Raw genomic sequence first — 12,957 nt, 5'->3', positions numbered from 1 at the left:
ACAGCTCCATCCCCAACTGCTCCATCCCACGCTGTTCAATCCCACGCTGGTCAATCCCACGCTGTTCAATCCCGAACTGCACACCCGCGCGGTTGCCACTCTTGTATTGTGGGTCCTCATCCTGGCCGCTGCCATTTCCCACCGATGCAAGACCGGCCGGAGTTGGTGCCAGCGCACGCGAACCGTTCCGTCGCCCGGAGCGCCGGGCGGGGAGGGTGCTCGAGGGAGTTTCCATAGTGTGTTCCTTTCAAATGATCCGGCAGGTCTGCCGGGTGACATCGACTCTTCCCTGACTCGGGCCGCCCCTGAAGCCCCTGGTTCATCCAAGTGGATAAAGACCCGCTGGGACTGGTTGTGGAGGAAGAGAGAGGCCTGTCGAGGAAGAGACGCGCATGCGCTGATGCCCTTCCCTTATCCAGCCGGGAGCATGGCAATGAGGACGGGCACGATTCCCAGGCAAATGAAGGCCGGCAAGGAACAAAGGCCCAGGGGAACCACAAGCTTCACTCCCAGGGCGGCAGCTCGCTTCTCGGCTGCTCGGAATTGCTCGCGGCGTTCCCTGGCTGCTTGGGCATAAAGAATGGAAGCCGAGGGCGCACCGGTCAATGCGGCGAAAGACAGAGCATCCTTCAAGCGCGCTACCTCGGGCTGACGCCGCGTAGGGTTTCGCCAGGCAGCCTCCCAGTCGGCCCCCATGGCCAGCGCAGCGACGACGGGACGGAGATCCTGGCTGATTTTCGGTGCGGCACAAAGGGAAATCAGTTCCAGTGCCCGCCCGATTCCGGCACCTGCATCCAGCATGGAAGCTACGAGTTCCAGCATCATCGCCGTGTCGCGAAGCCCGTCCCCGGCAGTGGCGGCCTCCGGTTGAAGGCTGGGGTCGTCCTTGGAGTTGGGGTCCTCGGCCAAACTAGCGTACATCCGGTTTCGAAGCCCTGCAGGCCTGGCGAATCCCACAAACGCTGCCAGAGCCAGTACAGCCACGAGCGCAGACAGCATCATGTCGCCCCGACCGCTGAAGCGACGAGTCGGGAGGACCACACACGCCCTGCAACGGTCAGCAGAAGGCCACTGACCAGAGTGGCCACTCCGAGGATATTACCCAGCAGGATTCCCAACGGGTCCACTCCGAGGGCCATCCCCAGTACCAAGCCAAGGACCGGGAGCCAGGACAACAGCCTCACAGTGGCTTTAGGTCCAGCGAGGGCAGTTTGACGCGCTGCTTCAGAATCCTCCTCAGCCTCGAGCTGTGCTGCGAACCGGGTGAGGAGCTCTGCGAGTGGACAGCCGCTGGTTTCGGCTACATCGAGGCATGCAGCCAATTCCATCCAGATGCGGCGTTCTGTGCTTCCCCGGCCGGGATAGACCTTCGCGGAGGTGTTGCGAATGGCCTCTGCTGGGGAGTTTCCAATGGTTGAGGCTGCCCGCGCTGAAGCCAGCACCCTGGCCGATTCCACTGAGATTCCCGGGGTCGGACGGTGGGTTGTAGTCCTCGTCTGGGCCTCCAAGCCCTGTCCCGGGCCGTGGACGAGCCATAATTCTTCCCAAAGCTGCGATTGTCCGCGTCCTCCTCGCAGGAGTGCAGCGAGCTGCTGCACCAGCACCACCAGGGATAGGGGTTCTACCTTTGTCCGCCAGAGCCGGCGCCACGGCCTTTTGCCCGCTCCTGGTGTTGCGTGCTCTTTCCGAACACCGGTCCCGCTCAGGGGTGGGGGCTTGGCGAGTCTCGCCCGCACTCGCCGACTGCCTGCCTGGGGCGGCTTGAGCTGGAGCAATGCCGCCAGCGCCAGTGCTAGAACCAGGGTGGGGATCACAAGTCCAGGCCCGTCACTGCGGGCACGTCCGAGCCGACGGCCAGGCCCTGCAAAGATAAGTCCGCCTCCCCGGATAGTCCAGGAGCAAGCCGTAAACTCAGCTCCGCCCACGCTGGTCCATGCACCAGGCCTTCGGGGCTCCATTGCAGTGCAGTCACTACTCGTTGGCCATGCAAGGAGTCACTCAGCAGACCGATCGAGCCTACTTTCCTGCCCAAAGGCGTCCGTTCCACATGAATCACAACGTCCAATGCACTTGAGACCTGCAGCCTTACGGCCTCGGCGTTCAACCCTGCGAGCGCACCGAGGGCTGTCAGTCGTGCCGGAACTGCTTCCGCAGTGTTGGCGTGGATCGTTCCTCCACCGCCTGTATGACCGGTATTGAGCGCGGTGAGCAACTCGCGGACTTCGGCGCCGCGGCACTCCCCCACAATGAGCCGGTCCGGACGCATACGCAGGGCTTGACGGACCAACTCGCCAAGATCCATCGCTCCACCTCCCTCAAGGTTTCCATGGCGGGATTCAAGGGTGAGTACGTGCGGGTGGACAGGGTTGAGTTCGGCGGCGTCCTCGATCAATACCAATCGTTCGGACGGGTGGCACAGCCCAAGCATGGTAGACAGGAGTGTGGTCTTCCCTGATCCCGTGGCACCGCTGACCAGGAAGCTCAGGCGCCGTTCCACAATCGCGCGGAGTAGAGCCTCGATGTGGTGATCGAACATGCCACCTTCGCGCAGTTCAGCCATTGTGAAGGTTTCTTCGCGTCGAATTCGAATCGATAACAGAGTCCCCGCGGTTGATATCGGCGCCAGAACTGCATGCACGCGATAGCCGCCTTTGAGCCTGACATCTACGCAGGGAGAGCCGTCGTCCAGCCGGCGACCACCTGCAGAGACCAGCCTTGCGGCCAGCGCCCTGACTTGCTGTTCAGAATCGAAATGCACCGGGGACCGTTCCAGGCCGCGTCCCCGGTCGAGCCAGACGGACTCCGGGCCATTGACGAAGATGTCTGTGACCGAGGGATCGTGCGCAAGCTGCTGCAGGGGCCCCAGGCCATTCAATTCAGCATTGATGGATTCTGCGGCTTCCAGCGCTCCGGCGGTACCCAACAGTTTGCCGCTGGCCTGTACGGCGGCCGCAACAGTGGAGGGTGTTACTGGCCCGTTTCCCGAGAGGACAGACTCCCGGACAGTTTCAAGAAGGACTGAGTCCAACCGACGGCTCTGACTCCGGCGGCCCGCGGTGAAGGGTGTCCGGGTGAAGGTTTGCGCGCTTCTGTCCTGACGGGTCATTCAACCATGCCGTTCAATTCCAGCACGCCCCGGGCAAACCGGTTCACGGACTTGCGACGCCCCAGATCAAGGAGCCGACCGAGTTCGGTCCCTGCGGCTGCTCCTCGAATCTCCGGAAGAATCCCCAACAGCGGCAGTCCCAACGATTCGGCAATGAGTTGCGCATCAACGGCAGAAGGGCCACCACCCCGGACCACCAATCCCGTATCCAGGGGCGGCAACTCGTTGAGGATGCGTGCCGCGGCAACAGCCGGTTTCAGGTGGGCTGTGGTCATCAAAAGGATCCTCTCGCAGTCCCACGCAAAGGTTCGCAGGCAGTCCTCACTTCGGCCAATGTCCACCACTACGAGTTCGAAACTACGTCGCGCGGCATCCATGACAGCGGCCACAGAACCGGCATCCGGTGTTGTGAACGCTGCACGTGTACCCGGCCAGGACAGGAACGCGAAGCCGCCAGCCACCGGCAGGGAGTCCCTGAATTGGATAGGATCAATGCTTCCCCGCGTTTCGGCGAAGTCCGGCCAGCGCAGGCCAGCCAACTCTTGAACGGTGATTGCCAGTTCCAGGCCGCCGCCCCGGGGATCTCCGTCCATCAGGATGGTGCTGACGCCGTGGCCCGCCGCTGCCTGGGCAAGCCAAATTGCTGTGGTGGAGGCTCCAGCCCCGCCGCAGCCGCCCACAATCCCGACAACGAACCCGCCAGGTTCCGGCGAACCGGACACACTCAAGTACTCGGCCAACCAGTTTGCGGCCTCGGGCAGGACAGCTACGCGCTCTGCGCCCAAGGCAGCAGCCAGCCGCCACAAACCATCGCCCTCAACAGACCTGCCCAGTAACACAGTGGGCGCCTGTCTTCGAGGCGGCAACTCGCGGATGTCGCTGCCCACCAGGACTACGTCGGCACCATCCCAGCCATGCATTGCCGCTCCGACGTCGGCAGCCAACTGGAGGCTGCCACCTGCGGCAGCGACGATTCTTCGCGCCTCCTCCTGAAGATAGGCGTCGCCGGTGACGAGGAGGATATCGGCAGCTTCCCCCGGCATCCAGGAATCGTCCGCAGCCTGCCCCGGGAGTTCGTTGCCGGACCGTCTGTGCCCAAGATGTCGCTTGCTCATGAAGCCACTTTCCCGGCGTCGAACCCTGGAACATAAGCTCTCAAACGCCCTATGTGGACAAACCGGCCCAAACAAGGGGTGTGGAGGAACAGTTGGTGTATTCCCACAGGGCAGAATGGAAACCATGTATTTGCTGCTCGCCGCCCATCCGGACGGCGCAGCCATACAAAGAGTCTCTCCCACGGGGAAGGCCACCACCGACCCCCGCGTCGTCACGCGAGGTGAGTTGCCCGGCGTCGTTAGTGAACTGGAAAGCCAGCGGCCCCGCTGGGTGTGGCATCGCGCGCAGGACTTCTACCCGGAGCTCCTGAGGAACGGCGTGAAGCTGGAACGCTGCCACGACCTCGTTCTCTGCGGAGCTATCCTGGCGCACTCCTCTTTCACGGCGCACACAGACTACGCAAAGAACGCAGAAAAGCTCACGCAGGACGACGATTCAACGCCGCCCCGGGCACTGCAGCCCCCACCCCCGCCCGCCGATCAAGGCGCACTCTTTGACGACTTCACCCCGACGTCCAAAAGTCCGGGGCTGGCTGAACTGCGGGAACAGTTTGCTGCGCAACAGCAAGCGATCGCCCAGGTCCCTGCAGACGACCAACGAAAGCAACGCCTGCAATTGCTGCTCGCGGCCGAGTCCGCCTGTGCAATCGTTGCGGTGGAAATGCAGCACGCCGGTGTTCCATGGCGGGAAGAGGTGCACGAGCAAATCCTTGCCGACGTCCTGGGGCCTCGTCCGCCACTTGGCCACAGGCCCCCGGCACTTGAGATGCTGTGCAACGAGCTACGGGAGATCCTCACATCACCAGGGCTGAACCCGGACTCCCCTCAGGACCTTATGCGGGCCCTTCATCGGAACGGAATCGAAGTCAAAAGCACCCGGCAATGGGAGCTTCAGGAGTCCAAACATCCTGCGATCCAGCCTCTGCTTGCGTACAAGAAGCTCTCCCGCCTGCACACGGCGAATGGTTGGGCCTGGCTGGATGCCTGGGTCCAGGATGGCCGGTTCCATCCCGAGTACGTGGTGGGAGGCGTGGTGTCCGGAAGATGGGCCTCACGCGGCGGAGGTGCCTTGCAGATTCCCCGAAATATCCGGGCCGCAGTCCGTGCGGACCCTGGCCACAAGCTCATCGTCGCCGATGCCTCCCAACTGGAACCCCGCGTCCTTGTAGCGCTCGCCCAGGACACAAAAATGGCCGAGGCCGCACGCGACAAGGACCTTTATGCAGGCATAGCAGCACAAGGGTTCGGCGGGGATCGGTCCAAGGCTAAGGTTGCGCTCCTCGGCGCCATTTACGGCGCCACCACCGGTGAATCGGGCAGGCTCATGCCGCAACTGGCACGGACGTATCCGCGAGCGGTGGGCTTTGTGGAGCAAGCAGCCAGGGAAGGCGAGGCGGGCAGGACCGTCACCACCCGTTTGGGACGAAGCAGCCCACCCCCATCCCAGGGCTGGTTGCGGAGCCAACAGTCCACCACGGCCGAGGAGCAGCGGCGGGCCGACAACCTGGCGCGCTCTCGTGGCCGCTTCACGCGAAACTTCGTGGTCCAGGGTTCGGCCGCGGAATGGGCTTCCTGCTGGTTGGCGGAATTACGACGACGGCTGCGGGCCTTGGATGCCGAAGGCTTACCCTCAGGGGAACTCGTATTCTTCCTCCACGACGAAGTGATGGTCCATGCCCAGGAAGAAGCCGTAGAAGCCTGTATCCAGGCGATCGAGGAGTCCGCAAACGCAGCGAAAGAGCTGATGTTCGGCCGGATTCCGGTCGAATTCCCGGTGAGTGTCGCCGTCGTCGATTCTTACGACAAAGCAAAGTAGGCGCCTGCTTGTCCGCCCCGGCTGTCCGGGGGAAACTGGCCACGTGGGTTCGGACGTGCGTGATTCCGTGGATTCGTACATCGCTTTCCAACTTGCTGAGCTGGAGGGCTGCTTGCCGTTGGTTGGCGCTGCTGACCAGGAGGCCGTCCACGGCGCCCGGCTGGCCCTTCGGCGGCTCCGTTCTGTCCTTTCGTGCTACAAATCCGTTCTCCCTGCCGTCCCTGAGCCCACGGGCCGGGACGTCCGGTGGCTGGCGCGCTCGCTCGGCGAAGCCCGCGACGCATACGTTCTGTCCCAGCGGATGGCGCTATGGCTGGACGCGTCAGAAGCCTGGTTGTCGCCGGAAGCACTCCACGAAGCCGTGAATCAGCTCCTGGCCGGCAGCAACGAAATGGCTACCCGCATCGGGACCGGAAAGCGTTGGCAGGGAATCGTCCGGGCAACCCGGCAAGCCCTGCTTCCTGGAACGGCCCATTCGGCGGCACGGGAGATTGACAACCATCCCAGTCTCCTCGAGGTGGCAGAACTCCTGCAGCCGCGTTGGGAGACGGTCCAAAAGAGCTTGGACAGTACGCGACGAAGCCTGGAAGCGGACAGCGGGCATCCTGATGAAGCAGAACGCAATGAAGTGCTCCACGGCGCGCGAAAGGACATCAAAGTATTGCGGTATTCCGTGGAGGCTGTGGCCCATGTCCTGGGTGCGGGCGCCACGGCGATCATCCAACCATCGATGGTCCTGCAGCGTCTCCTCGGGGAACAACACGACAGCGTGGGTGGCCAGGCGTGGATAAAAAGCCTCGCAGAAATGCCCGGTGTAGAGCCCCTGGATGTCGAGGCCCTTCAAAGCATGGAACTGCGTCGGCTCGTCGAGACCGAGGCCAGCCTCCAGGCAGCATTGCACAGCTCCCCTATCCCCGAGCCTCGCCGAATGCTGCCAAGTTGATCATTCCCCCCGTTCGCCGTCGACGGAGTAGATGGAGTAGAGAGCAGCCCAGATTAGCTGCCAGCCTCAGAACAAGCCAGTCACATTCCGCAGTGTGATGGTGCATGACAATTCCATGACCAGTACCGCCAAGTAACTTCCTTTCCCGCCGGCTTCTGGATACGTTCTCTAGGTGGGACCGGCACACCGGCCCACGACTGTTGCAAGGAAGCATCAAGGGGGACAGCACAAAATGGCTGGCAGGTTCGAAATTCTCAAAGACAGCGATGGCTCGTACCGGTTTCGCCTTACAGCGGCGGACGGAACGGTTGTAGCGGAGTCACCAACGTTCAAACATCTCAAAGGCGTGGTGGACGGCATTAATGCAGTGCGTGAAAACGCTGCAACAGGGCTGATCGTAGACCGCTCGACGGCGAACCGACGGGCGGCCTGAACGGCGCCTGCGGTGGAGCTGCTAAAGCTCGATCTCGTACAGCTTCTCCTGGTCCCAGGGGACCGTCCATCCCAGTTCGTCGAACAAACCGCTGAGTACCATCCCGGTAAAGCCCCAGACCACGACGCCGTTGACCGTAAAACCCGGACTCCTGAAAGTCCGGCCGAAGCGGGAAAGAGTGGCGGTTACCCGGTTGACGGGGTCCAGGAGATCCCGAACCGGTACCCGGAACACCTGGGCGGACTCAGCGTAATCGACCACGCGAACGGGTGATGGCGAGTCCCACCAGGCAAGTACGGGTGTCACCCGGAAATTGCTGCGGATGAGCCCGAGCTCGGGGATGACGCCCAGCACCTTCACGCCACTGATGTCCAACCCGGTCTCTTCCACAGCCTCACGCAAGGCGGCGGACACGACGGAATCATCCTCCGGATCCACGCTCCCGCCCGGAAACGCTACCTGGCCCGGATGGTCGTCCAGGGTGTGCGCCCGTTCAAGCAGGAGGACGTCGAGGTCCGCTGGTGCAAAGGGGCGTCCGGATTCTGCCGGGATGTTGTCCAGCACACCAAAGAGCATCAGCACGGCTGCGGCGCGATTGGTTTCCGGCGTGACGGGCAACTGCGACCAATGGGAAGAATGCTGCTGCTCGCCGGCTTCAAAGCGCGCTACCAGCGTGGCAAGGTCCTCAAACGCGGTCACCCGGGCCTCCTCTGTGATTCCATCCGGATCTCCGCCGCCCTGTGCGTCTCGGCCAGCAACTTCTCCAACAGGGCCTCGTTGCCGGGCGCGAGCTCGTACTTCAACAACTTTGCAGCCTTAACAGGGTCCGTCTCGCCGTCGCCATAGCTGGGACAGAGACTGGCGACCGGACACGCTCCACAGGCCGGTTTCTTAGCGTGGCATATTCTCCGGCCATGGAAGACCACGCGATGCGAAAGCATGGTCCAGTCGCGTGGTTCAAAGAGCTCAGCGACGTCGAATTCGATCTTCACCGGATCATCGGATACCGTCCACCCGAAACGGCGTGCCAGCCTCCCGAAGTGCGTATCAACAGTAATTCCGGGGACACCAAAGGCGTTCCCGAGGACCACGTTGGCTGTTTTCCGCCCGACGCCCGGAAGCGTCACCAGATCCTCAAGGCGACCCGGAACCTCGCCGTCGTACTCGTCCACTAAACGGGTACTAAGAGCCAGGACGTTCCTGGCCTTTGCCCTGAAGAAACCAGTGGGCTGCAGGATCGATTCCAGCTCAGCAGGGTCCGCTTCCGCCAAGGCACGGGCGTCAGGGTAGCGGGCAAACAGGATCTTGGTGACCTGGTTGACCAGCACGTCCGTAGTCTGGGCTGAGAGGACCGTAGCCACCACAAGCTCGAACGGGTTCCGGAAATCCAGCTCCGCGTGGGCATAAGGGTATTTGTCTGCCAGGATCCTGTTGATCTTGCGTGCCCGGCGTTTCAGGGCGAGGAGGGAACCAGCTTCAGCGATGGCCACAGCGTCGGTCTCAGCCGCGTTCGATATTGCTGAGCTCCCGCAGGACCCCAACCTTGCCATCGGTGTCCTGAACCAGGAATTCGTCGCCACGGTCCTCGAGCGCCAGAACCCAACCGCCCGGCTCAATGGTGAACGCCGGAGCACCTGTCCGTTCGTCATACGCAGTTCGGGGCTGGGCTACGGCAAACCAGAAGGCTTCATAGGCAGGAGAGGACCCGGAGTCATCAGGTCGGCTGGACGGATCCACGGTGGCACCAATGGAGTCGCTCACGGAACGGGTATTCGGGGACACGATAGGCGTGGCCATGGTGGCAGCCCATCCGCGGTCATTGCCGGGCGCCTGGGAGGCCGGTTGCTGGGCAGCGGGTTGCTGGGCGTGCTGGGTAGTGGCCGGTGCCTGTGTCGGCGACTGCGGTTCTCCCGAGTTTCCTACGACCGGGTTTTCCACGACCGGGTTTTCCACGACGACGTCGGGCTCGGCCGGTGAAGGCTCTGCCGGTGACGCCTGGGCGGCCGACCCGGATGCAGCCGGGGCTGCGGCGGTTGGGGCGGCAGCGACGGGCGAGGGACCAGTAGCCGGGGCGGCAGCTTGAGCTTCCGTAGCAGGCGCGGCATCAGCCGAATGCACGACGGCGGGCCCACCAGTTGGGCCCGGAGCAGCGGGGCCGGAGGTGGCTGGTGGAGCGTAGGGGCTCGCACCGGCTGGCGGAGCATACGGATGGGAACCGGCAGAACCTGCACTCTGTGCCTGATACCCCGTTGCTTGGGAGCCAGGCGTCGAGAGACCGCTGGCCTGCTTCGGCGCTTTGGGTTCCTTGGGGGGCTTCGGGGCAGCGGGTTTACGGGTGGGAATCGCTGCCTGGCGGGCAACAATGTGCGCCGGCGTTTCAGCGCGGCCCTTGAAATCAGCGGACAGCAATGGCAGATGCGGGGCCAGAACGGTGGCCGCCAGCAGACCCACGGAACCCACCAGGCCCAGCAGGACACTGCCGTTGAAGGAGTCGACGATCGTCAGGAAGAACAGCGGCACCGCGAATGCAGCGGTCACGGAAGCGAACTGGTCAATCGACAGCGAGCCGACGCGGACAATGGTCCCGGGCTGCAGCCGACGGGCAACGAAAAGCGCCACAACCACTACCGGCAGGATGATTCCCAGGAGCAGGAAGAAAAGGTTGTCCAGGTTCCACAGGTTGAAGCGGCCACCGAACATGGGCAGCAGCGAGGCGATGAACATCAGGAGTACAGAACCGAAAACCGTGAGGTCACGAATGGTGAAAGGGCCGGCAACCGCCTCGTATTTGGTGGGTGCGCCTGAGGCGGACTTCGCAGCAGTGGTGGTACCGGCGTCGTTCGCCTTTCCAGCCGCGGTGTCCGGTCCCGTTGGGTGTGAGTCGTGCGGGCCTGGGCTCAGCTGGTTCATCTATTTCTCCTTCGTACGGCGGCGCCTTGGACAGTCCGGACCGGTATTTTCCGCAGGGTTTCCGCGGAAAACCGGGCACACCTGACGATGCGTCCCAAGACTTATTCAGCCTATGCCACGCCACTGACAGTCTTCTAGCTGAAATCGGCCACGCTGCGCCGTCCACAGGAAACTCCAAGGTTCCTTACAAACAAGCGTTGCCAATCGTCGTCATGTAAACGTTTCCTGACAACCAAAGCAGCCATTCGTCGCCGAATCCGTACCGCTCGCTGACCCATTTGTGACCACGCACACGTAGGACCTCCCGAAGCGATAATGTTGAAGACGGACAGCACTCTGCGGATCCTCCGCGGGACGCACTACAACGGCTCACGGCCGGAGTGCGGACTTAGCCGGCGGCGTCCGCGCAGCAAAGATCGATGAATGATGAGGTTCACCATGTCCCAGGACACCACCGGATCCACGACCACCGCTGCAGCGTCGACGCCGCAGAACGGTCGGGCACCGCACGTCGAGGCTCTCGAGAATTTGCTCCACGAGAACCGTAAATTCCCGCCATCACCTGAATTTGCCGCGAACGCCGTGGCTACCGCCGATGAGTATAAAGAGGCCGAAGCGGACCGTCCCGCGTTTTGGGCCAAGCAGGCCCGTGAGCTGTTGAGCTGGGACAAAGACTTCGGCGAGCCTTTGGATTGGTCGGATCCGCCGTTCGCCAAGTGGTTCGTTGGCGGTGAGGTTAACGCTGCCTACAACGCGCTGGACCGCCATGTGGAGAACGGCTTGGGAGACCGCGTTGCCATCTACTTCGAAGGCGAGCCCGGCGATACGCGCACGTACACCTATGCGGAGCTGACCGAAGAGGTCAAGAAGGCAGCGAACGCGTTCGAATCCCTCGGCGTGGCCAAGGGTGACCGCGTGGCCGTCTATTTGCCGATGATCCCCGAGGCCGTCATCACGCTCCTAGCCTGCGCCCGGATCGGTGCCGTGCACTCCGTGGTATTCGGCGGCTTCTCCGCAGACGCGCTCCGGTCCCGGATCGAGGACGCCGAAGCCAAGCTCGTGGTCACCGCGGACGGCACCTACCGCCGCGGCAAGCCCAGCCCGCTGAAGCCGGCAGTCGACGAAGCCCTCAGTAAAGAAGGACACACCGTCCAGAACGTCGTCGTGGTCAAGCGCAATGGCGAGGACGTCAACTGGGTGGAAGGCCGCGACCTCTGGTGGAGCGACACCGTTGACAAGGCCGCGACCGAGCACACCGCCGTCGGGCATGACTCCGAACATCCGCTGTTCATCCTCTACACCTCCGGTACCACCGGCAAGCCCAAGGGCATCCTGCACACCACCGGCGGTTACCTCACGCAGACCGCGTACACGCACAAGGCTGTGTTCGATCTCCACCCTGAAACGGATGTGTACTGGTGCACCGCCGACGTCGGATGGGTCACCGGCCACTCGTACGTCGCCTACGCGCCGCTGATCAACGGCGCCACCCAGGTCATGTATGAAGGCACCCCGGACTCCCCGCACCAGGGCCGCTGGTGGGAAATCGTGGAGAAGTACAAAGTCTCCATCCTGTACACCGCCCCTACGGCCATCCGCACGTTCATGAAGTGGGGACGGGAGATCCCGGGCAAGTACGATCTGTCCTCCATCCGCGTCCTGGGCTCCGTGGGCGAACCCATCAACCCCGAAGCGTGGATGTGGTACCGCGAAGTCATCGGCGGAAACGCCGGCAAGAACGGCGAAAAGAAGGAACACCCCGCCCCGATCGTGGACACCTGGTGGCAGACCGAAACCGGCGCGCAGATGATCGCCCCGCTGCCCGGCGTCACCGCCACAAAGCCCGGCTCCGCACAGGTTCCGCTGCCCGGCATCGCCGTGGACGTGGTGGACGAAACCGGCGAGTCCGTGGCCAACGGCGAAGGCGGCTACCTCGTGGTCCGCGAACCCTGGCCCTCCATGCTTCGCGGCATCTGGGGCGATCCGGAGCGCTTCAAAGACACCTACTGGTCCCGTTTCGACACCATGTACTTCGCCGGCGATGGCGCCAAGAAGGACGAAGACGGCGACGTCTGGCTCCTGGGTCGCGTGGACGATGTCATGAACGTCTCCGGCCACCGCCTCTCCACCACGGAGATCGAGTCCGCCCTCGTCTCGCACCCCTCCGTCGCTGAAGCCGCCGTGGTTGGTGCCGCCGATGAGACCACCGGGCAGGCGATCGTCGCGTTCGTCATCCTCCGCGGTGACGCCGTGAACAACGGTGAAGAGACCATCCTGGAACTCCGCAACCACGTGGGCAAGGAAATCGGCCCGATCGCCAAACCCAAGCAGTTGCTGATCGTGCCGGAACTGCCGAAAACCCGCTCGGGCAAGATCGTCCGCCGCCTCCTAAAAGACATCGCAGAAGGCCGCGACACCGGCGACGCCACCACCCTGGCAGACCCGGGCATCATGACCCAGATCGCGGAATCGCTGCGTAAGTAGCGTCACCCGGTCCCACTGGTCGACGGCGCCGCTCCCCTCCCACGGTGAGCGGCGCCGTCGTGCGTTCAAAAGGATCGTGACGACGCCGCGACGGCATTTGCCACCCCGCAGCAGCGTCGCGTCCTAGACTGGAGCCAGAATCAGCCTCAT

The 12,957-nt window shown here is 63.2% G+C and carries 11 protein-coding genes; 4 read left to right on the top strand and 7 right to left on the bottom strand.

The window, feature by feature from the left end; genetic code table 11:
* Positions 1-411: 411 nt before the first annotated feature.
* From J2Y41_RS00210 to ssd, 4 genes are all read right to left on the bottom strand, one after another.
* Positions 412-1,002, bottom strand: coding sequence for a type II secretion system F family protein (locus J2Y41_RS00210; RefSeq protein ID WP_309925086.1), 591 nt, complete (start codon positions 1,000-1,002; stop codon positions 412-414).
* The gene (locus tag J2Y41_RS00205; protein WP_309925084.1) at positions 999-1,598 is read right to left on the bottom strand and encodes a hypothetical protein; all 600 of its coding nucleotides are present in this window, start codon (positions 1,596-1,598) and stop codon (positions 999-1,001) included. Before J2Y41_RS00205 ends, J2Y41_RS00210 begins: the two co-directional genes overlap by 4 nt.
* A gap of 212 nt (positions 1,599-1,810) precedes the next feature.
* Complete coding sequence (locus tag J2Y41_RS00200) at positions 1,811-3,106, bottom strand: TadA family conjugal transfer-associated ATPase (RefSeq protein ID WP_309925082.1); 1,296 nt, start codon at positions 3,104-3,106, stop codon at positions 1,811-1,813.
* Entirely contained in the window at positions 3,103-4,221 is a 1,119-nt protein-coding gene (gene ssd, locus J2Y41_RS00195) for a septum site-determining protein Ssd (RefSeq protein ID WP_309925081.1), read from the bottom strand. The genes J2Y41_RS00200 and ssd overlap by 4 nt, the downstream gene beginning before the upstream one ends.
* A 124-nt stretch (positions 4,222-4,345) precedes the next feature.
* Here ssd and J2Y41_RS00190 point away from each other — a divergent pair, with 124 nt between their 5' ends.
* From J2Y41_RS00190 to J2Y41_RS00180, 3 genes are all read left to right on the top strand, one after another.
* Positions 4,346-6,037, top strand: a complete 1,692-nt coding sequence (locus tag J2Y41_RS00190; protein WP_309925078.1) for a bifunctional 3'-5' exonuclease/DNA polymerase — start codon at positions 4,346-4,348, stop codon at positions 6,035-6,037.
* A 43-nt stretch (positions 6,038-6,080) separates the two neighbouring features.
* Positions 6,081-6,980 (top strand): CHAD domain-containing protein, encoded by a 900-nt coding sequence (locus J2Y41_RS00185; protein ID WP_309925075.1) that lies wholly within the window; start codon positions 6,081-6,083, stop codon positions 6,978-6,980.
* A gap of 232 nt (positions 6,981-7,212) precedes the next feature.
* Positions 7,213-7,413 carry a DUF1508 domain-containing protein gene (locus J2Y41_RS00180; RefSeq protein ID WP_223934443.1) on the top strand — a complete coding sequence of 67 codons (201 nt, stop codon included), beginning with the start codon at positions 7,213-7,215 and terminating at the stop codon, positions 7,411-7,413.
* A gap of 21 nt (positions 7,414-7,434) precedes the next feature.
* On the opposite strand, the gene J2Y41_RS00175 is transcribed toward J2Y41_RS00180, so the two are convergent.
* From J2Y41_RS00175 to J2Y41_RS00165, 3 genes are read right to left on the bottom strand one after another with little or no spacing between them, the layout of a single operon-like run.
* Positions 7,435-8,112, bottom strand: coding sequence for a CoA pyrophosphatase (locus J2Y41_RS00175; protein ID WP_309925071.1), 678 nt, complete (start codon positions 8,110-8,112; stop codon positions 7,435-7,437).
* A complete protein-coding gene (nth, locus tag J2Y41_RS00170) occupies positions 8,109-8,903 on the bottom strand; it encodes an endonuclease III (protein ID WP_224088849.1) in 795 nt (264 codons plus the stop codon). Before nth ends, J2Y41_RS00175 begins: the two co-directional genes overlap by 4 nt.
* A gap of 10 nt (positions 8,904-8,913) precedes the next feature.
* A complete protein-coding gene (locus J2Y41_RS00165; RefSeq protein ID WP_309925069.1) occupies positions 8,914-10,323 on the bottom strand; it encodes a hypothetical protein in 1,410 nt (469 codons plus the stop codon).
* Positions 10,324-10,761: 438 nt separating this feature from the next.
* On the opposite strand from J2Y41_RS00165, the gene acs reads away from it, so the two are divergent.
* Positions 10,762-12,807: an acetate--CoA ligase gene (gene acs / locus J2Y41_RS00160; protein ID WP_309925970.1), complete on the top strand. Its 2,046-nt coding sequence runs from the start codon at positions 10,762-10,764 to the stop codon at positions 12,805-12,807.
* Positions 12,808-12,957: the final 150 nt, after the last annotated feature.

Source organism: Arthrobacter sp. 1088, assembly GCF_031455315.1.
GTDB lineage: Bacteria > Actinomycetota > Actinomycetes > Actinomycetales > Micrococcaceae > Arthrobacter.
This window is presented reverse-complemented; position numbering and strand designations above follow the sequence as displayed.